Source organism: Specibacter sp. BI4, assembly GCF_056680095.1.
Map to the genome: position 1 here is coordinate 4,360,851 of NZ_CM155265.1, position 19,373 is coordinate 4,380,223.

15 protein-coding genes and 1 pseudogene are annotated in these 19,373 nt (G+C 59.7%); 9 read left to right on the forward strand and 7 right to left on the reverse strand.

The window, feature by feature from the left end:
• Nucleotides 1-46 precede the first annotated feature (46 nt).
• The 4 genes from AC1L6K_RS19705 to AC1L6K_RS19720 are packed head-to-tail and all read left to right on the forward strand — an operon-like array spanning nucleotide 47 to nucleotide 4,483.
• Nucleotides 47-466, forward strand: coding sequence for a dimethylamine monooxygenase subunit DmmA family protein (locus AC1L6K_RS19705; protein ID WP_480950520.1), 420 nt, complete (start codon nucleotides 47-49; stop codon nucleotides 464-466).
• Nucleotides 463-1,440 carry a PDR/VanB family oxidoreductase gene (locus AC1L6K_RS19710; protein WP_480950521.1) on the forward strand — a complete coding sequence of 326 codons (978 nt, stop codon included), beginning with the start codon at nucleotides 463-465 and terminating at the stop codon, nucleotides 1,438-1,440. Before AC1L6K_RS19705 ends, AC1L6K_RS19710 begins: the two co-directional genes overlap by 4 nt.
• On the forward strand, nucleotides 1,437-2,474 hold the full coding sequence (locus tag AC1L6K_RS19715) for a heme-dependent oxidative N-demethylase family protein (protein WP_480950522.1): 1,038 nt from the start codon (nucleotides 1,437-1,439) through the stop codon (nucleotides 2,472-2,474). The genes AC1L6K_RS19710 and AC1L6K_RS19715 overlap by 4 nt, the downstream gene beginning before the upstream one ends.
• Before the next feature lie 59 nt (nucleotides 2,475-2,533).
• Nucleotides 2,534-4,483, forward strand: a complete 1,950-nt coding sequence (locus AC1L6K_RS19720) for a primary-amine oxidase (RefSeq protein WP_480950487.1) — start codon at nucleotides 2,534-2,536, stop codon at nucleotides 4,481-4,483.
• A 345-nt stretch (nucleotides 4,484-4,828) separates the two neighbouring features.
• Here AC1L6K_RS19720 and AC1L6K_RS19725 read toward each other — a convergent pair whose 3' ends face one another.
• Entirely contained in the window at nucleotides 4,829-6,226 is a 1,398-nt protein-coding gene (locus tag AC1L6K_RS19725; protein WP_480949419.1) for an IS1380 family transposase, read from the reverse strand.
• 179 nt (nucleotides 6,227-6,405) lie between these two features.
• On the opposite strand from AC1L6K_RS19725, the gene AC1L6K_RS19730 reads away from it, so the two are divergent.
• A complete protein-coding gene (locus tag AC1L6K_RS19730) occupies nucleotides 6,406-6,960 on the forward strand; it encodes a DUF5134 domain-containing protein (protein WP_480952831.1) in 555 nt (184 codons plus the stop codon).
• Between the two features lie 360 nt (nucleotides 6,961-7,320).
• Here AC1L6K_RS19730 and AC1L6K_RS19735 read toward each other — a convergent pair whose 3' ends face one another.
• The 6 genes from AC1L6K_RS19735 to AC1L6K_RS19760 all read right to left on the reverse strand — a co-directional run bounded on the left by AC1L6K_RS19735 (nucleotide 7,321) and on the right by AC1L6K_RS19760 (nucleotide 13,383).
• On the reverse strand, nucleotides 7,321-8,187 hold the full coding sequence (locus AC1L6K_RS19735) for a phosphogluconate dehydrogenase C-terminal domain-containing protein (RefSeq protein WP_480950523.1): 867 nt from the start codon (nucleotides 8,185-8,187) through the stop codon (nucleotides 7,321-7,323).
• A gap of 2 nt (nucleotides 8,188-8,189) precedes the next feature.
• Nucleotides 8,190-8,981, reverse strand: a complete 792-nt coding sequence (locus AC1L6K_RS19740; RefSeq protein ID WP_480950524.1) for a sugar phosphate isomerase/epimerase family protein — start codon at nucleotides 8,979-8,981, stop codon at nucleotides 8,190-8,192.
• Nucleotides 8,978-9,775: a triose-phosphate isomerase family protein gene (locus AC1L6K_RS19745; RefSeq protein ID WP_480950525.1), complete on the reverse strand. Its 798-nt coding sequence runs from the start codon at nucleotides 9,773-9,775 to the stop codon at nucleotides 8,978-8,980. Before AC1L6K_RS19745 ends, AC1L6K_RS19740 begins: the two co-directional genes overlap by 4 nt.
• A 5-nt stretch (nucleotides 9,776-9,780) precedes the next feature.
• Nucleotides 9,781-10,251, reverse strand: a complete 471-nt coding sequence (locus AC1L6K_RS19750; RefSeq protein WP_480950526.1) for a ribose-5-phosphate isomerase — start codon at nucleotides 10,249-10,251, stop codon at nucleotides 9,781-9,783.
• Nucleotides 10,248-12,023 carry a dihydroxyacetone kinase family protein gene (locus AC1L6K_RS19755; protein ID WP_480950527.1) on the reverse strand — a complete coding sequence of 592 codons (1,776 nt, stop codon included), beginning with the start codon at nucleotides 12,021-12,023 and terminating at the stop codon, nucleotides 10,248-10,250. Before AC1L6K_RS19755 ends, AC1L6K_RS19750 begins: the two co-directional genes overlap by 4 nt.
• Nucleotides 12,024-12,111: 88 nt before the next feature.
• Nucleotides 12,112-13,383 (reverse strand): MFS transporter, encoded by a 1,272-nt coding sequence (locus AC1L6K_RS19760; protein WP_480952832.1) that lies wholly within the window; start codon nucleotides 13,381-13,383, stop codon nucleotides 12,112-12,114.
• A gap of 220 nt (nucleotides 13,384-13,603) precedes the next feature.
• Here AC1L6K_RS19760 and AC1L6K_RS19765 point away from each other — a divergent pair, with 220 nt between their 5' ends.
• The 4 genes and pseudogenes from AC1L6K_RS19765 (at nucleotide 13,604) to AC1L6K_RS19780 (ending at nucleotide 19,325) form a co-directional block, all read left to right on the forward strand.
• On the forward strand, nucleotides 13,604-14,392 hold the full coding sequence (locus tag AC1L6K_RS19765; protein ID WP_480950528.1) for a FadR/GntR family transcriptional regulator: 789 nt from the start codon (nucleotides 13,604-13,606) through the stop codon (nucleotides 14,390-14,392).
• 503 nt (nucleotides 14,393-14,895) lie between these two features.
• Nucleotides 14,896-16,279 (forward strand): annotated as a pseudogene (locus AC1L6K_RS19770) (DDE-type integrase/transposase/recombinase).
• A 527-nt stretch (nucleotides 16,280-16,806) separates the two neighbouring features.
• The gene (fdxA, locus tag AC1L6K_RS19775) at nucleotides 16,807-17,151 is read left to right on the forward strand and encodes a ferredoxin (protein WP_480950529.1); all 345 of its coding nucleotides are present in this window, start codon (nucleotides 16,807-16,809) and stop codon (nucleotides 17,149-17,151) included.
• Between the two features lie 776 nt (nucleotides 17,152-17,927).
• The gene (locus tag AC1L6K_RS19780) at nucleotides 17,928-19,325 is read left to right on the forward strand and encodes an IS1380 family transposase (protein ID WP_480949419.1); all 1,398 of its coding nucleotides are present in this window, start codon (nucleotides 17,928-17,930) and stop codon (nucleotides 19,323-19,325) included.
• The last annotated feature ends 48 nt before the right edge of the window (nucleotides 19,326-19,373 follow it).

Sequence of the window (19,373 nt, forward strand, 5' to 3'; positions counted from 1 at the left end):
GCCAGCTGGCACACACTGTGAGCCAGGTTTCCGTGGCCTCATCTGTGTGTCGTTTGGAAAAGCCGATTCCCTCACGGCGTACTACGACAACGGTAGTCAGCGGAGGCACGCCATTCACTTCGATTATGCCAACCCGGCGACCCTCTCCCAACTTAGATCCGTAATAGAGCAGGCCTGTGTAGGCGTCCGTCTCGTACTCATAGGTCCCACCACCGACATCAATGCGGCGGCGGCTGTTGCCGCGGATTGTGGGCTGGTCGAAGAGGAAGTGACGCTCGTGAGCGACGGATCCGATTTTCGCAGCGTCTTCTGTGCGCATTGCCGCACGACCAACTCAACCGTTGAGCCGATCGGTTCCGAGTTGGAATGCCAAGGATGCGTCACCATCCTAGCGATCACTGACCATTTTTCCCGCCGAAAGAGCGCATACCTGGGATATGCCGCTCATGCCGAGGAGGCAGCATGACAGCGACAACACTCCAGGCCGAGGTCCACCCTGCGGTAAAGGATGGCCTTCAGCTGGAGGTGACAAACGTTCATCTTCAGACCGATTCCATTATGAGCATCACCTTCGCTGACCCGTCAGGGGCGCTGCTTCCTGCCTATGTACCGGGGAGCCATCTCGTGGTGCAATACGGGACGGGCGCCAACGCATACTCACTGACCGGTTCAGGCGCGGCTCCTTCCGAATACACCGTCTCGGTCCTCCAAGTCGAAGACGGTGCCGGCGGCTCCCTTGCCATGCACCGGCTCAGCATCGGAGACCGTATACATGTTTCGCGTCCCCGCAGCGCCTTTGCCCCAACAGCCATGGCTACGCATTTCCTGCTGGTCGCGGCAGGAATCGGGATCACCCCAGTTCTTTCACACGCCCGCTCCGCTGCCGAATCGGGCACGGCAACGGACCTGATCTACGTACACCGACCTGGTGCCGGAGCCCACGTAACCGAAGCAAAGGAGTTGCTGGGACCCGCTCTGACAGAATGCGGCGATCGGGTCAGTTTCCAGAAAGCACTGAAAGAAAAGCTAACAACCCAGCCACTCGGAACACACCTCTACGTCTGCGGGCCGCTCGTCTTCATGGATACAGTCATGGACCAAGCGAAGGAGCTTGGATGGCCAACGACCCGGTTGCATTCAGAAGCCTTTGGCGCAGCCGAGCTGGACGATGGCGAACCATTCACAGTCAACCTGGCCCGCAGTGGCATCAAATTGGAAGTTCCGGCCGGAGTTTCCTTGCTGGAAACTCTCGAAAAAGCGGGCAAAAACATCCCCAACATGTGCCGAAAAGGCATCTGCGGGGAATGCACCCTCCCGGTACTTCGCGGGAGACCACAGCACCGGGATCTTTACCTAAGCGACCAGGAAAAGGCCGAAAACACCACCATGACGTGCTGCGTCTCACGCAGCCTGGATGATGAATTGGAGTTGGACCTTTGAGTACCACCATCACTGACAAAGACATGGACACCACTGTCCTCCCGGAACGGATCAAACACTTTCCCTTTCCGTTTTCCGCCGACAGCTACCGCTACAGCACCAATGTCGAGCCCTCCCGCAAAACAGTGCAGACAGTGGCCGGCTCCTGGGGGTCCTGCCTGATAGACATCGACGAACACTACCTTCCAGACCTACAGGAACGCGCCGTAGTGCTGGAGAAGGACCCCTCACGCACACAGGTCCTCCCCCACATGCGACTCGCCGTCTGGGACGCAATCACGACTCTGCTGCCCGCCATGGCCCAAGACCACCCGGGCACAATGTCCTACCACCGAAACGGAAATAACTGCCGCTGGACCAACACCCTGCAGAACCTGGATCTGGAATTCACCATCGGCGACGACAAATCACTCCCCATGGGCCCTCTGCAGTTCCTAGGCAGCCAAATCCAGGACGACATCGTTTTTCTTGACCCCCGCGAAGAAACTCTCTGGCTCGACGCAGGACTTGTCACCTTCGCCGCCGACTGGTCCTTCGGATTCGACGTAGGCATGAAATTCATGGAAGTCCACACCCCCGTCCCCCGAGTTCAAACAGAACCCGTCATCAACCGGGCCCACCAATTCCTCCTACGGCTGCAACCCGGGGAAGAATACCGAAGAACCAACTGGACAATGACCGTAGACCGGCGCCTGGACACCTCCACCGAGACCTACCCAGACTGGGCCCAAGACCGCAGCACCATAACAACAGACCCCGACCTCCCCAACAGGCTCCATCTGCGGGTGGAAGTACAACACATGATCTGCCTCCCACACACCGGAGCCGTGCTATTCCTAGTCCGAACCTACCTCCTGCCCCTCACCGACATCGCCCAAGTACCCCCCTGGCGCGAACGCCTAGGCCACGTTCTGGCAGAACTTCCGGAAGATATGGCCGAATACAAAGGCATCATCCGCTACCGCAAAGCAGCATCCGATTGGCTACTAACCGGCACAGCCCCCGCTCCACCTGTTCCTGCCCCTCTCACGTAACACCTCAACGTCCCAGCCGCATGGTCCCTCATCCTGAATGAAGAATCAAGGAGAATAATATGTCTATCAATACTGAAGTTCACTCTGTTGTAGGGGTAGCGCATCCTTTGGATCCGCTTTCCCGTGCCGAGATTTCTCGGGCGGTCGCGCTTTTGAAGGCTGGCCAGGCTGCTGCGGAGTCGTTCCGTTTTATTAGCGTTGAGTTGCGTGAGCCGTCTAAGGAGTTGTTGAGGTCTGGCAGTGAAACGGTGCGTGAGGCTGACGCGGTCTTGGTTGATCGTGGCGCGGGAAACGCGTACGAGGCCGTTGTTGATCTTGATGCTGGCATTGTTACGGGGTGGACGCAGTTGGCTTCGGGTGTTCAGCCGCCGTTTATGTTGGATGAGTTTGCCGAGTGTGAGGACGCCTGCCGGCAGGATCCGAACGTCATTGAGGCCCTCGCCAAGCGAGGCCTGACCGATCTGGATCTTGTCTGCTTTGAGCCTTGGTCGGTCGGTTATTTCGGAGAAGACGCCCAGGGGCGGCGTTTGATGCGCGCACTGGTTTTCGTCCGCGACAATCCTACCGACAGTCCCTATGCGCACCCGATCGAGAACTTCGTTGTCTTCTACGACCTCAGCTCCGGGGAGGTTGTTAAGGTCGAGGACAACGAGTCCATCCCGGTACCCAGTGCCAGCGGGAACTACCTGCCCGAGTACGTCGGGCCGGCCCGCACGGACCTGAAGCCGATTGCCATCACCCAGCCCGAGGGTCCTTCCTTCGAGGTCACGGGAAACCATGTCCGGTGGGCCGACTGGTCCTTCCGTGTTGGTTTCACCCCCAGGGAAGGCCTCGTCCTTCACCAGCTGCGTTTCCGTGACAAGGACACCGACCGGCCCGTTATCAACAGGGCGTCATTGTCGGAGATGGTCGTCCCCTATGGCGACCCGGCTCCTGTGCAGGCGAAGAAAAACGCCTTCGATTCCGGGGAATACAATATCGGCAACATGGCCAATTCCCTCAAGCTCGGCTGCGACTGCCTGGGCGAGATCAAGTACTTCGACGGCATCACCACTGACAGCCACGGCAACCCGATGACCATCGCCAATGCCATCTGCATGCACGAAGAAGACGACAGCATCATGTGGAAACACTTCGACTTCCGCGAGGGCACTGCTGAAGTCCGACGCAGCCGCAAGCTCGTGATCTCCTTCATCGCCACCGTTGCCAACTACGAATACGGCTTCTACTGGCACCTCTACCTTGACGGGAGCATCGAGTTCCTGGTCAAGGCCACCGGAATCCTTTCCACGGCAGCCCAGCACCCGGGAGAGAAAACCCCGTACGGGCAGGCACTGAACAACGAAGGACTCTACGGGCCCATCCACCAGCACATGTTCAACGTCAGGATGGACTTCGAGGTCGACGGTCCGCGCAACGCCGTCTACGAAGTCGACATGGAAATCCCCGAAGACAACCCCACCCACACCGCTTTCCGTGCGGTCGATCGGCTTCTGGAAACCGAACAAGCAGCAATCCGCAAGGCGGACGTGTCCAAACACCGCTTCTGGAAGGTCGTCAACCACGACAGCAAGAACGTCGTGAACGAACCGGTCGCCTACCGCCTCATCCCCACCAACGGCATCACCCTGGCCGCTGGCGACCAGTCATACGTGAGCCAACGCGCACAATTTGCCCGCAACAATCTCTGGGTCACCCCTTACAACCGGAGCGAACGCTTCGCGGCCGGGGAATTCCCGAACCAGAGCACCGGCGGCGATGACGGCCTTCCCGCATGGACCAGCGCAGACCGAAACATCGTCGATGAAGACCTCGTGGTCTGGTACACCTTCGGCATGCACCACGTCGTCCGCCTCGAAGACTGGCCCGTCATGCCCCGCCAGAACATCGGCTTCATGCTCGAACCCCACGGCTTCTTCGACCAGAACCCAACCCTGAACCTGCCCAGCTCGGAAACCACCACCACCACCGAAACCACCACCACCACACACTGCTGCACCCAGAACTAACAAACGAACTGAAGTGAAGTGAAGTGAAGAAGGAATAGTTCCACACTGGTGGTCCCCGATGCCAATGCTGTCGGCAGCCGCATCGGGGACCGAACCAGTCCCTAAATCAAACCCACAACCAGTAGTGAGGGCGTGATCGAAATGTTCAATACCCCCGCAATAACCTGGATCCTCACGACCGCCCTGCTACTAAGCCTTGATCCACCGATCCGGTTTGGAGATTGTCTGAATCTCAGTTCTTGACGGTTTGGCGTTTTTGGGCAGCGGTGGGTGGCGGCCTCGCTGCCGGTGGTGTTCCACTTTTGGTTCCTTGGGTTGGGCCGGGTTCGGCTTGGTTGACGGGCTTTATGCGGCTTGTGGTGGTGCGTGGGTGGCGGTGAAGAGGTTCACCCACTCGGTTTTCCAGGGCCAGTGGTGGGGTAAGTGCAGCTGTTGGCGTCGTGCGCTGGAGGCTATTCGGGCCGGGACGTTAATGATCTTGCGGCGGATCGTGCCGGTCCTGGCCTTGGCGAAGTGGCCGGAAGCGAGGACCCCGGTGGTGCGGGTGAGGTTGTAAGCCATGACCGCTGCCACCAGCCATGCCGAGTTCGCCGCGAACTTGCCCGAGGGCAGATGGGCCAGTGCACTGTCTTTGAGATCTGCGTTGACCTGCTCGATTCGAGCATGTTTGCGATGAACCTTGTCGGCAGCAACCGCGTCAAGCTTGTCTTCGGCAATGGTGGTGAAAAAGGCATGGAACCGGTACGTGTCAAAGAGTGCCGGCTGCCCGGCTGTGGCTTTGGGGTTCAGCTCGGGGATGCGGCGCACGACCAGGCGCCCGGGGACCCGCTCGCTGCTCTTTCTGGAGGAAAACGCGGTGAACGGGATCTCCGCGACTTCAGCCACAGACACCCATGCTTGGGTGTCTTCGTCATAGATGGCGTTGGTGTACTTAATGGGCGTCCACGCATCCTGTGCGATCTCCGTGATCGCGCGTTTGACGGCCTTGTTCATCGGGACCGTGACCGTAACATCGGCCCCACCGGCCAACGCTGCACTGACGGAGGGGTAGCCGTAGTAGGCCGAATCAAAACGACACACCACCGGCCCCGGCGTCTTGGTTCGCTTGAGAGTGCCCAGTGCTTCCGTGACGAACTTGTTCGCACCGCGGGCGGAGTTCGCAGCCCCTTTCCGCAGGCGCTGGCCAATGATGACGGGGGCAGTGTCTTCCCGGGACGCGGTCGCCAACACGGCATTCAGGCCCCGGACCTTGGAATAGCCATAACCGGAACCCTGCTTCAAGTACCCATGAACTTCGACGATCGTGTCGTCAACATCAACAAAGACGAACTCGCCGTCCCCGGCCGGGGCACCGAACAAGGGTGCTTTCAGTGCCAGATTGACCAGAAACCGGGAGGCGACAGCATCGAGTTGTTTCACATGCCCGAACGTGAAGGAGCGCAGGAACGAGCCCAGCGTTGACGGGGCGTAGCAACCCTTGAAGGATTTCTTCATCCCGCCGTGGCGCAGCACGGCCATGTCATCAATGGAATCGGCCCCGGCAACCATGCCCGCCACCAGTGCAGCGACCTTCAACCCGGAGTTCGCTCCCTTGTCCGACGGGACCGTGAGCCACTCATCAGCCAGGGAATGCAGGCCCGCATCCTGGGCCAAACGCATCACCGGAACCAGTCCCGTGGACGACACAAGGTTCTCCTCATCAAAGGAAACTGACACGGCCGTGCGGGTATGGGAAACTAACATCTACGAGATGTCCTCTTTTAGGTATGAAAATTTGACTGTGGTAAGCCATATTTTCCCCTAAAAGACGGGCATTTCGTGTTTAAACCGCCGAGCAACCCCCAAAACCTATCGGTGGATCAAGGCTAAGCAGCGGCTACCAGATCCTGCAAGCCACCAGATCACGCCAACTCACCGAGCAGATCAACAACACCCTCCACGCCCTCATGCACGTCCTGATGGCAGCCATGTTGTGGCACCTCGGATCAACGATCATGCTGGCTCAAATCGCAGTGCTCACCGGCGCTGCCTGGTGGTTCATCCTTCAAGCAATCGCCCGGCCCGAGCTCAAAACGCTCTGCGCAGCCAGCCACGGCCGCCTCAAATGCGTCTACCACAGCCTCACGATGGCCGGTGCCGCCCTCATGATCGCCATGATGGGCCAAATCACCACCAACGGCTATCAAACCGCCCCCACAGACGCAATCGCCACGTCCCACAACCACCACGCAATGGCAACCCCCATCCCCAACACGCCCACAGCAACAATGAGTCACTCACCCGAGCTCGCCATCCCCCTCACAGTGTTCTTCGGAACCGCCGCAATAGTATTCATCATCCTTCTACTACGTTCCCGGACCACGAAAACCACCCACCACAAACACCCAACCCCCAAACTATCCACCCGCCTAGAACACGGACTCGAAGCACTCGCCGCCACCATCATGGCCCTCATGTTCGCCACCATGACGACATAACCACGGGAAACCCGCATTGCGGTCATGGACTACATCGAGTCTTGGTACAACCGACTCCGCCCCCACACCTACAACTTGGGGCGGCCGCCGGCACGAGCCGTGGTCGAGTACCAGAATCAGATCGAACAGGCAGCAGCGTAGCAAGAAAAATCAATCAACGTCTCAAGAACTTGACGGGCGCAGAGCTCCTCGACGGCTGCGAGCGCGAGAACGTCGCTTACTCCCCTGCCGGCGTCTGACTCATGGCCAGCACAATACAAGTACTGAAATCCCCATCGGTGGACACAGAAGAAGACGCCGTGAGCATGTGCCTTCCGGCCATCAGCTCAAGGCGCCTTCTTCTCGATAACCTCGGGGGGACTAGCGCTTGATTTCGTCCAGGTGCAGCATGCGGGAGAGCACTATGTCGAGCTCGTCGTCGAGGAAGATCTTTTTCCAGTCTTCCTTGATGATGGATTCGCGGCCGTAGTCCATCGCGATCAGGCAGGCTTCACTGAACGGGTTGTCGCCGTTCAGTGAGTTTGCCAGTGCGACCTGGGTGTGGCCGAGCAGGATGGCGCGGGCCGCGGGTTCCGGAACCCCCATGGTGTGTACTGCTTCGTGGAGGGATTCCTTGAGAAGGCTGCCGATCATGCAGGCAATCGTCTCTACCAGGGTCGGCTCAAGCTGTGCGAGTTGCTTGACAGTTACCCAGTGCACGTCGATGACGGGTGCATAGATCACCCGGATGGCTGTCTCGGCTATCTGTTTCTTGCTGTTGTCGTCGGTTTCGACGGCTGCGATGACGTCCTGGGGTGCTGCGATGCCGCCGAAGGTGTCCGCATACTCTTCCGCAGTGTGGCGCTGCAGGAAGATTGACGGGTGGCACGGGTGGGCGACGGCGAATACGATGTCGTCGCGCTTTGCAAGGAGTCCCGCATAGGCGGCAGCCGGGTCGAGGGTGAGCAGTACCGCTCCGATCTTGAGCTGCGGGACCACTGATGCGGAGACACTTGCGAGGGCGAGGTCCGGGACGGCCAGCACAACGACGTCGGCGTCTGCGACGGCGACAGCTGTATCCGTGAGACTGCGGCCCGTTGCGGTCACGCGCTCTTGGCCTGCAGGTGAGTTCTCCACGTAGTAGGCGGTGTGGTCGGTCTTTACCAGGTTGTTGGACACGCGCATGCCCATTTTTCCGCCCGCACCGATGATCGCGATGGTGAGGTTTTCAGTCAATACAGCAGTCATGATTATTTGCTCCTAAGGTAGTTCAAGTTGTGTTCTGTCCAGGCCTTTTCGGTCTGGATTGTTTCTTCGATGGTGTCCAGCATGGGCAGCCAGTGTTCGATGACCTGGTTTATGCCGTGTTCGTCGGGACGGACCTGTTCGATCATGTAGTCGTACGGCAGCATCCCTTCACCCATGGGAGCGCCCACAAGGCTGAACCCGACCCAGCCGTCCTTGCGGCTGAATGTGAAGTCCTTGACGTGGATGTTCACGACGTGGGGTGCAGCCACATCAATGACCCCTCGCGGATGTTCCAGCCGGGCGACGGTGTTGGCCGGGTCGAGGCAGATTCCAAGATTTGGGCTGCCCACCTTCTGGACCAGTTCGACCAGGTCGCTGGTGCTGACCTGTTCGTAGGTTTCCAGTGCGATTGTGACCCCGGCCTGTTCGTATGCGGGGAGGGCTGCGGCCAGCAATTCCGTGGCTTCGTCCTGCGTCGGCTGGTGGAAGGTCGTGTTGAGCATGGAACGCACCAGTTTCACGTTAAGTATTTCGGCAATGCGCAGGTAGTTCGCCAGATGGCCCCCGGAGATCCCCCGGGTGCCCAGTTCCAAGGTGATCCCGAGTCCATCGGAGAGTGCACGAATATCCACCAGTTCGGAATCTTCCATGTGTTCCAATGGTCCGTAGTCGCAGATCTGGAACAGGCGTACATTGTGCTCCTTGGTGCGGCGAAGCATTCCGGCGAGGTCCAGTGGTTTCGGGGCGTCAATGGAGTGCTGCCAGAAGAACGCGTAGGTGCTGAGGCCGATCATTTGGCTACTCCTTTCGAGAGGGCGAGGGCTTCGTCAAGGATCGATTCGAGCGCGGCCGGATCATGGGCAAATCGTCCGAGGAAGAGTCCGTCCACCGCATGGCCGATCTGGCTGAGCAGTCCGGGGCCGGCACTGCCGCCGTAGATTACCCGGCTGCCGGCCAGTTCGACGTCGGCACCTAGCGCGGTGCGGAGGTGGCTTGCGACCTCGATGATGTAGCTGGGGTCGGCCGGTTCCGCAGCACCGATCGCCCACTGCGGTTCGTAGGCCAGCAGGACTGGTCCGGTCGGGCCGGCCATGCGGCTGTCCGCCAGTGCCGCATCGAGTTGGCGCACGCACTCTGCTGCCGCAGCGTGTGGTTTTTGTTTAGTGAGTTCGCCGATGCAGAGGAGCGGTGTGAGGCCGTTGCGGTAGGCGGCGTGGGTTTTGGCTGCGACGACGGCGTCTGTCTCACCAAAGATCCTGCGCCGCTCAGCATGGCCGATCTCAACCAGCTCGCAGCCGATCTCGGTGAGCTCGCTCCCGCTCACCTCGCCGGTGTATGCGCCGTTGTCCTCCCAGAACAGGTCTTGGGCGCCCACCCGGGCCCTGGTGGGTGACAACAGTTCTACCGAAGCAGCCAGGGAAGTGAATCCCGGCACGATGAACAAGTCAGCTGCCCCCTCGGTGACGGCTGGATGACTCGCAGCCACCTTCGCGATCCGGCTGACCCATTCGAGGGTCTGCTGGTGGCCGAAGTACATTTTCAAGCTGACGCCGATGGCGAGCCCGGCCTGTTCGGGTTGGACAGTCATGGCTCTCAGCAGCTTCCCGTGAGTTCGTAGTCCGAGAGGACCTTGACCTTGTCAGCGGAGGCGCTTGCCTCATCGAACCGGTAGCTGAGCCACTCCCGAACAAGGCGGCGTGCCAATTCAATGCCGATGACTCGCTGTCCCATGGTCAGCACCTGTGCATTGTTGCTCAGGACGGAGCGTTCCACTGAAAAGCTGTCGTGGGCAGTGACTGCGCGAATGCCGTCGACCTTGTTTGCGGCGATGGCCACGCCGAGGCCGGTGCCGCAGAAGAGCAGGGCTCGGTCTGCCTGGCCGGATGCGACGAGTTCGGCTGCGGCGATGGCGACGCGTGGATACGCGGTGTGTCCGTCAGCGCCAACCCCGACATCGGTGACCGACGACACGAGGCCGCTGGCCATCAGGTCGGCCTTCAGCACCTGCTTGTAATCGAAGCCGGCATCATCTGAACCAATAACGATTCGAAGGGTATTGCTCATCGTGTGGTCTCCTTGCTGGTTTGGGTGGATCCGGGCTGTGCGGTGGAGGGAAGGGCGGCCAGTATGGTGCCCACTGTCTGAGTAATGAGGGCGAGCGACAGTGCACCGGCATCGACGGTGCCCAGGCTTTTTTCGGCGTGCGGCCTGGCCCTCCCCATTCGGGGCAGCAGTGCAGCGGTTGCGTCGGCGGCCGTTGTTGCTACGTCTGCGGCAGCAGCCCACGACTGCCGCAGACCGGTTCCGGCGTCGACTTCCCGACTGAGGGTTTCGGCAAATGGCACAAGCACGTCGACCATGGTTTTGTCCCCGAGCTCCGCCTTGCCAAACGACATGATGCCGTTCGTAGCTGCCTGTGCACCCGCGGCGACGGAGTGGGCATTCGGGGCCAGCTCGTCACCGATCTCGCTGCCGATAGCGCGTAGGGCGACTCCCCAGAGCGCACCGGAGGTGCCGCCGGCCCGGTGTGCCCAGGCATCGGATGCACGGATCAGCACGGTGCCGGCGCCAGCGCCAAGCTGGATCGCTTCCAGGGCTGCCGCCGTGGCTGCCCGTGCTCCGCGTTGCATGCCAATGCCGTGGTCGCCATCTCCGGCGACGGCGTCAATGCGTCCGAGTTCCCCGGCGTGCTCATCAATGACGTTGCTGATGGCTTCGACGATCGTAAATACCGTTCGGCCCGCATCTTGTGACGCGGCAGATGCGTCCGGAATGGCCACGGCGACGTCGTCAACGACATCGCTGGCCGTGATGCGCTGCGCGGGCTGGACTGATCCTTTTCGAAATCCGGGGGCATCGGCGGGCGCCTGCCAGAAGCCGTTGAGTTCTTCGTTGAGCCAGAACAAAGTGAAGGAGGCGCCGGCCATGTCGAAGCTGGTGACCAGCTCTCCAACTTCGGGGTCGACAATCTCGATGCCGGCTTCGTCGAGCAGCTGGGCGATGCGGCGATAGACGACGAACAGCTCCTCGTATTTGATCGATCCCAGGCCGTTGAGGATGACGGCGGCCCTGCTTCCACGGATCTGATCAACCTGTTTGGGGACTTCAGCAAGCACCTTCTCGACAAAGAGTTCGGCCAGGCCGTCGGCCGTCGGAACGTCCGCCTCGCCGATGCCGGGTTCGCCGTGAATTCCGAGGCCGAGAGCCATGCGGCCCTTCGGCACTGAAAACAGCGGCTCCGAGGCACCCGGCAGGGTGCACCCACCGAACGCCACACCAAATGATCGGGTGCGTGCGTTTGCCTCCCGCGCAACACGTACGACGTCGTCAAGGGAGTAGCCTGCTTCAGCCGCCGCAGCAGCCGCCTTGAAAACAGCCAGATCGCCGGCGATCCCCCGGCGCTTGGCCATTTCCTCGGGCGCCGCACTCGCGATGTCGTCGGTCACGACGACTGTCTGGCAGGGAATGCCGTCCGCAATCAGCCGTTCCTGGGCCTGGGTGAAGTGCAAAACATCGCCAGCATAGTTGCCGTAAGTGAGCAGCACTCCGCGGCCCTGATTCGCGGCCTTGGCCACCGAGTACACCTGCTGGGCAGACGGTGATGCGAAGAGGTTCCCCATCGCGGCACCGTGTGCCAGTCCCTGTCCGACGAGGCCGCCGAAGGCCGGGTAGTGGCCGGAGCCCCCACCAGTGACGACGGCGACTGTGGGTGAGGCGCTGCGGGTGCTGCGCACCACCCCGCCGGGAACCGGGAGAACCCAGCGGCGATTGGCGGCAGCAAATCCTTCGATAAGTTCGTCCGAGAAGTCTGACGGGTCATTGAAAAGGAGGGTCATGATGGCAGGCTCCAGATGGATCGGGTGGAACAGGGAGTGAAACAGATGAATCGGGGCGGGTACCCTCGCGGGCATCCGCCAAGACGGTCTAGTCCGAAACCAGGGCGGGGCTGGAAGTCGAAGCGATCTCTGGTCCTGCCTTGCTCTTGCGAGCGAGAAGGACCATCAGAATTGCGGAGAGCAGCATGAAACCGCCGACGACGAACAGTGGCACGATGTAGCCTCCAGTCGCGTCCTTGAGCGCACCGGTGATGTAACCGGCGCTAAAGCCGGCCAAGTTTCCGACGGTGTTGATCAACGCGACGCCTGCGGCAGCGGCAGCCCCGGTGAGGAACTGTGTCGGCAGGGTCCAGAAGTTCGGCAGAGCCGCAAAGATCGCCATGGCGGTCACGGTGATGACCGCGATCGTCGCGGCGGGAGACCCGGCGAAGAGCGCCAGGGGGATGCTCACCGCACCGACAAGAGCCGGGACTGCAATATGCCATGTTTTCAGGCCGCGTTTGGTGGCGTCCTTCGACCAGAAGTACAGCGCGAACGCGGCTGGCAGGTACGGGATCGCCGTGATCAGGCCCTTTTGGAAGACATCGAAGCTGGTGCCGTACTGCTCTTCGAATCCACCGATGATGGTCGGGAGGAAGAAGCCCAGGGCATACAGGCCGTAGATGAAGCCGAAGTAGATCAGTGACAGCATCCAGACTCGACCGTTGGTGAACACGCTGCGGACGCTGGCGTGCTTGTGTGTTGATTCGGTCGCGGACTTCTCCTTGGCCAGTTCGGCGGTAAGCCAGGTCTTCTCGTCATTCGTGAGCCATTTCGCCTTGGCCGGGTTATCGGCAAGAAGGAACCAGGCGAGGATTCCGATGACGATCGCCGGGATCGATACGCCGAGGAACATGACACGCCAGCCTTCGAGGCCGAAGAGTCCGTGGGCCTGAATCAGGGCGCCAGCCAAGGGTGCACCGATCACCGTGGTCAGCGGCTGGGCCAGGTAGAAAAGCGCGAGAATCTTGCTGCGGTGGCGCGCCGGTACCCAGAGGCTTAGGAAAAGGATCGCCCCTGGGAAGAACCCGGCTTCTGCGACACCGAGGATGAACCGGAGCGCATAAAGCTGTTCGACGTTGCCTACCCAAACGAACAGCAGCGAGACAATGCCCCAACTAACCATGATGCGGGCGAGCCACTTGCGCGCACCGAACTTGTGCAGGGCGAGGTTGCTCGGAATTTCGAGCAGGATGTAGCCAATGAAGAACACTCCGGAGGCGAAGCCGAACTGCGCTGCCGTGAGCGCCAGGTCATCGTTCATGCCGTTCGGGCCGGCGAAGGAGATCGCCGTGCGGTCCAGATAGTTGATAAAGAACATCAGTGCCACGAAGGGCACCAAACGAATGGCCACCTTTCGGATGGCTGATTTCTCCACGGCGGCGTTGCCGCGCCCAGTGGTTGAGACGGTGTCCACTTTGACTCCATTCTGTTGGATCGTAACTGCGTTGTCGAGATCACATGGAGTCACGTAGGGCCCCATTTGGCTTCAAGTATTGGCCATTCAAACGCACCTGTCAACCGGTTGACCAATTATGTCGATGGATCTCCCAACCGTCTCAGTTGATAACATGGGGCACATCATGCCGACTTCCTCGAACAACGCCTCAGCCGAAATGAACAGCGCTCTCGGGAGTCTGCCCAGCGGCAGCGTGGTGACTGCTGTTGCCACCAAACTGCTCGACTATTTCACCAGCGGCGCCATCGAACCCGGGACCCGACTGCCTTCAGAACGCCAACTGTCCGCAACGTTGAAAGTGGGCCGATCGGCCGTGCGCGAAGCATTGGCGGCATTGGAGATCCTCGGCATCGTGGATGTTCGCCCTGGCTCCGGAACTTATCTGCGCGGAAGCTCTTCAGAACTCCTACCTCAGACTTTGAGCTGGGGAATGATGCTCGGAGAACCGCGCACACTTGAGTTGATCGAAGTTCGTGGACAACTGGAAGTGTTCGCAGTTCAGCTCGCCGCCGAACGCATCGCTGACCAGGAGCTCGACCTCCTGGAAACCAATCTGGCAACCATGAAGGCCAACCTCCACAATCTAGAAGAATTCATTGAAGCAGATGTTCAATTCCACGTGCAGATAGCCAAGAGTGCAGGGAACGTTGTCCTGCTGGACCTCCTGCAGAGCATCCGATCACTGCTCCGAATTTGGGTTGAACGCAGACTTCAAGAGGAGGGAGAAGCACTGCTTGCATACGAGGAGCACCGCCGAGTCTACGAGGCCCTCCTGAAACACGATCCAAGTGCGGCCGCCGTTGCAATGGGCTACCACATGAATACCGCTGGAAAAAGGCTTGCTCAGTCAATTGGCCGGAGCGACAGGTAAGGCGCCTGCTGCAGGCTTTCAGGGCCTTCTACTGCAACACACGTCCAGAAGTCGAGTCCTCCGCAGTCGCGCACACCCCGGTACTTGGGCCGCACACCACTTTCCGAAGCGGGCCTCGCTTCTACAACAACGAGCCCGACAACATCGACTGCTCCCCCGCCGGCGCCGAGTTCATGGCCAGCACAGCCCAAGTCCTCAAATCCAGACGCTTCGCTCACGCCGGAGCATTCACCTAACCAGCGCCCTTCACCATGTTCGACGACGACCACCTCACCAATGTTCGCGGCCCACCTCATTTGGCAATAACTTGCTGTGAAACCACGACGGCGAAGTTGTGGCCTCTTTGGTCATGCCCGATTGAACGCCTTCGCCCAACCCCTACGTGTCAGGCTGGAGCGGTACCACGGTGACAGAGCAAGTCAGCTCGATCGCGTAGGGCGAGAATCAGGAAACCCATCGTTATGTCTAATCTAGTTTTGGCTGAAGTACGCCAAGATGGATCTATGAGTAGTTCCGGACCGCGTGCCGGTCGACCGACGCCTCGTAGGTCGTTTACCCCCGCGCAGAAACTTGAATTGTTGGCCCAGTATGAGGAAGCCTGCGCCTGCCACGAAGGTGGTGCGTTCCTGCGGGAGCAGGGGTTGCATTCCTCCCAGATGACCGAATGGCGCAAGCTACGCGATGCAGGTGTACTGCAGGGAAAGGAAGCCGGCGAGAAGATCGGGAAGCTGTCCGGTGAGCAGGCAGAGATCGCTCGTCTGCGCCGCCAGTTGGAGGTGAGTGAGAGCCGGTTGAAGCGATCCGAGGCAGCTCTTGGGGTGATGGGAAAACTACACGCGTTCTAGGAGACTCTCTCCGAGGACACGAACGACGATCCAACGTCCAAGAAGCGTTGATGGCCGCCTACGGGCAGCTGGTTGACGTTGCCGTTCCGACGCGGCAGGCCGCGGCCCTACTTGGGCTGTCCCGCACCGCGGTCTACCGCAAACCAACCATGCCGGAGTACTGCGAACCGGTGGAACCACCGAACAAACTCAGCACCGCGGAGCGGGCAGAGATCCTGGCCGCTTTGAACTCGCCAGAGTTCGTCGACCTGGCACCGCTGCAGGTCTATGCGAAGCTGCTCGATGCCGGCATCTGCCTGGGCTCGGTCTCCACGTTCTACCGGGTGCTGGAGGAGAATACGCAGGTTAAGGAACGCCGTAAACTGGCCAAGCATCCGGCCCGGGCGATTCCGGAGCTGGTGGCCACGGCACCAGGTCAGGTGCTCTCGTGGGATATTAACAAGCTGGCCGGTCCGGTCAAGGGCAAGTATTTTGATTGCTATCTGATGATCGATATCCATTCGAGGTTCGTTGTTGGGGCGCACCCGCACGCCACCGAATCAGCAATCCTGGCCGTGGAAATGATGAAGGAAATCTTCGGTATCCACGGCATCCCGCAGGTGGTGCATGCCGACCGCGGGACGTCGATGACGCCCAAGACGGTGGCTGCGTTACTCTCGGATTTGGAGGTCACCCGCTCCCATTCCAGGCCCCGGGTGAGCAACGACAATCCCTACTCGGAAAGCCTTTTTAAGACGATGAAATATGGGCCGACGTTCCCTGAGCGCTTCGGCTCGTTAGGCGACGCGCGTGCCTTCATTAACAACTTCGTGGACTGGTGCAACCACCAACATCAGCACTCCGGAATAGGGTTCCATACTCCGGCCAACGTGCACTACGGCTTCTCTGACGGGGTTGCGTGGAAACGTTCGCAGACGCTGGCCGAGTCCAGAGCCAAAAACCCCACCGATTCAGCACGAGCACCGACCCCAAGATCCTGGCCCTACCGGGGCCGACATGGATTAACGAACCCAAGGAAACCACCGAAAAACAAGCAGCCTAACGGCTGCCTAACTCACCTTGGTACCGCTTGACTTGAAAAATTCCGCCTGCCCCGGCAAGACCCGACTGTCGGAATCCTCGTGTGCGGATCCAAGAATGAGCGCACCGTGCGCTACGCGCTCGACGGTTCATCCCAACCCCTGACCGCCACGTCCTACACCTACGAAGCTCTCCTGCCAATGAGCAAGCCACTCTGCCTTCCCCCGAAGCAATCACCGCAGCCCTCGGGCAAGATCACACGGCCGCCTCCGACCTGTAACGATGAAACCGGCAACACAGACTATTTTGTAGCGTCTTGTAACGCATGGGTTATGAGGCACTTAGGTTATGAGACACACGACGTGTGGAGTTCGCCGCTAAATGGCGGCGTTCTGAGGCAGCTTGGGTCGGCGGAGGTAGGCTCGGAACGGGTACTCTATTGCGATTTGTTCTATGGTTGAGACCACAACCATAGATAGTTGTCGATCTTCTTGCTCGCCAGAGTTTCCTGGTGTACGTCTCTGAGTTCAGTGCTAAGAGGTGCAAACCGTGACTTACGTGATCGCACAGCCGTGCGTCGACGTGGTTGACCGTGCTTGTGTAGACGAATGCCCGGTGGACTGTATTTACGAGGGGGAACGTGCCCTCTATATCCAACCGGATGAGTGCATTGACTGCGCTGCGTGCGAACCTGTTTGCCCGGTCGAGGCGATCTATTACGAAGATGATCTGCCAACGGAATGGTCTGAGTACTTAAACGATAATGTCAGCTTTTTCGCAGATACGCTCCCCGGCCGGGTAGCTCCAGTGGGTTCCCCTGGTGGAGCTCTCAAGTTTGGCCCTGCTGGGGTAGACACGCCGCTGGTCACAGCTCAACCTCAACGAGGTCAATGACGGTTAACGTTCCACTCATCCCCCTGAAACATACGAGGTAAGGACTTAGAAATATCCAAGTTCACTGAAAAAATCGCTTCACTATTCAATCTAAAGCGGCCCATACCAGCCGAGGATGCAGCTGAGATCGCGGACTGGGTAGGTGAAGGTGGTGCTGTCGATCCCGATGGCCCACCTCGAGTGATCAATAAGCGTGATGAGGACAGCTAGACGTGCCACTGCTGACTCTAGAGAACATGACGAATACGCTCGGTTTCTAGTATATTCCAGCCTTATTTGACGACCGTGTCAGTCACGATTGATACTCATGGCTACTGGCGGACATACTCTAAACTCAATATAGTTGCACGACTAGTTGAAGCCTTGGTAGCAGAAACTTCACTGGCTTAGTGGCGCCAATTGGCTTCATCGAGCGGACGAGGGATTCCGGCATCTCGATGCCAAAAACCGGTCGCGGCACCTATTGCCACTGGACCCGACTTCTCGCAGTCAATTCCCCCGTCTTGCAAAGACTCCTTGGACGCCGGGCTTCTTCGTCCATCCGATCACTCGTGTTCTCTGCGATTCACTGCATGCAGCTTCCAGTGCCCTATTGGACTCACCTTTCAGGCAGGGGACGATGTCAAGCTCCAGCGAGGACACTCCGGACCTAAGCCTTGATCCACCGATAGGTTTTGGGGGTTGCTCGGCGGTTTAAACACGAAATGCCCGTCTTTTAGGGGAAAATATGGCTTACCACAGTCAAATTTTCATACCTAAAAGAGGACATCTCGTAGATGTTAGTTTCCCATACCCGCACGGCCGTGTCAGTTTCCTTTGATGAGGAGAACCTTGTGTCGTCCACGGGACTGGTTCCGGTGATGCGTTTGGCCCAGGATGCGGGCCTGCATTCCCTGGCTGATGAGTGGCTCACGGTCCCGTCGGACAAGGGAGCGAACTCCGGGTTGAAGGTCGCTGCACTGGTGGCGGGCATGGTTGCCGGGGCCGATTCCATTGATGACATGGCCGTGCTGCGCCACGGCGGGATGAAGAAATCCTTCAAGGGTTGCTACGCCCCGTCAACGCTGGGCTCGTTCCTGCGCTCCTTCACGTTCGGGCATGTGAAACAACTCGATGCTGTCGCCTCCCGGTTTCTGGTCAATCTGGCACTGAAAGCACCCTTGTTCGGTGCCCCGGCCGGGGACGGCGAGTTCGTCTTTGTTGATGTTGACGACACGATCGTCGAAGTTCATGGGTACTTGAAGCAGGGTTCCGGTTATGGCTATTCCAAGGTCCGGGGCCTGAATGCCGTGTTGGCGACCGCGTCCCGGGAAGACACTGCCCCCGTCATCATTGGCCAGCGCCTGCGGAAAGGGGCTGCGAACTCCGCCCGCGGTGCGAACAAGTTCGTCACGGAAGCACTGGGCACTCTCAAGCGAACCAAGACGCCGGGGCCGGTGGTGTGTCGTTTTGATTCGGCCTACTACGGCTACCCCTCCGTCAGTGCAGCGTTGGCCGGTGGGGCCGATGTTACGGTCACGGTCCCGATGAACAAGGCCGTCAAACGCGCGATCACGGAGATCGCACAGGATGCGTGGACGCCCATTAAGTACACCAACGCCATCTATGACGAAGACACCCAAGCATGGGTGTCTGTGGCTGAAGTCGCGGAGATCCCGTTCACCGCGTTTTCCTCCAGAAAGAGCAGCGAGCGGGTCCCCGGGCGCCTGGTCGTGCGCCGCATCCCCGAGCTGAACCCCAAAGCCACAGCCGGGCAGCCGGCACTCTTTGACACGTACCGGTTCCATGCCTTTTTCACCACCATTGCCGAAGACAAGCTTGACGCGGTTGCTGCCGACAAGGTTCATCGCAAACATGCTCGAATCGAGCAGGTCAACGCAGATCTCAAAGACAGTGCACTGGCCCATCTGCCCTCGGGCAAGTTCGCGGCGAACTCGGCATGGCTGGTGGCAGCGGTCATGGCTTACAACCTCACCCGCACCACCGGGGTCCTCGCTTCCGGCCACTTCGCCAAGGCCAGGACCGGCACGATCCGCCGCAAGATCATTAACGTCCCGGCCCGAATAGCCTCCAGCGCACGACGCCAACAGCTGCACTTACCCCACCACTGGCCCTGGAAAACCGAGTGGGTGAACCTCTTCACCGCCACCCACGCACCACCACAAGCCGCATAAAGCCCGTCAACCAAGCCGAACCCGGCCCAACCCAAGGAACCAAAAGTG

Coding starts and splice junctions, on each gene's coding strand:
- AC1L6K_RS19765 (WP_480950528.1), top strand. CDS start 13,604: ATGGATCTCCCAACCGTCTCAGTTGATAACATGGGGCACATCATGCCG.
- AC1L6K_RS19750 (WP_480950526.1), bottom strand. CDS start 10,251: ATGAGCAATACCCTTCGAATCGTTATTGGTTCAGATGATGCCGGCTTC.
- AC1L6K_RS19755 (WP_480950527.1), bottom strand. CDS start 12,023: ATGACCCTCCTTTTCAATGACCCGTCAGACTTCTCGGACGAACTTATC.
- AC1L6K_RS19760 (WP_480952832.1), bottom strand. CDS start 13,383: ATGTTCTTTATCAACTATCTGGACCGCACGGCGATCTCCTTCGCCGGC.
- AC1L6K_RS19710 (WP_480950521.1), top strand. CDS start 463: ATGACAGCGACAACACTCCAGGCCGAGGTCCACCCTGCGGTAAAGGAT.
- AC1L6K_RS19740 (WP_480950524.1), bottom strand. CDS start 8,981: ATGATCGGCCTCAGCACCTACGCGTTCTTCTGGCAGCACTCCATTGAC.
- AC1L6K_RS19720 (WP_480950487.1), top strand. CDS start 2,534: ATGTCTATCAATACTGAAGTTCACTCTGTTGTAGGGGTAGCGCATCCT.
- AC1L6K_RS19725 (WP_480949419.1), bottom strand. CDS start 6,226: ATGTTAGTTTCCCATACCCGCACGGCCGTGTCAGTTTCCTTTGATGAG.
- AC1L6K_RS19745 (WP_480950525.1), bottom strand. CDS start 9,775: ATGACTGTCCAACCCGAACAGGCCGGGCTCGCCATCGGCGTCAGCTTG.
- AC1L6K_RS19735 (WP_480950523.1), bottom strand. CDS start 8,187: ATGACTGCTGTATTGACTGAAAACCTCACCATCGCGATCATCGGTGCG.
- AC1L6K_RS19780 (WP_480949419.1), top strand. CDS start 17,928: ATGTTAGTTTCCCATACCCGCACGGCCGTGTCAGTTTCCTTTGATGAG.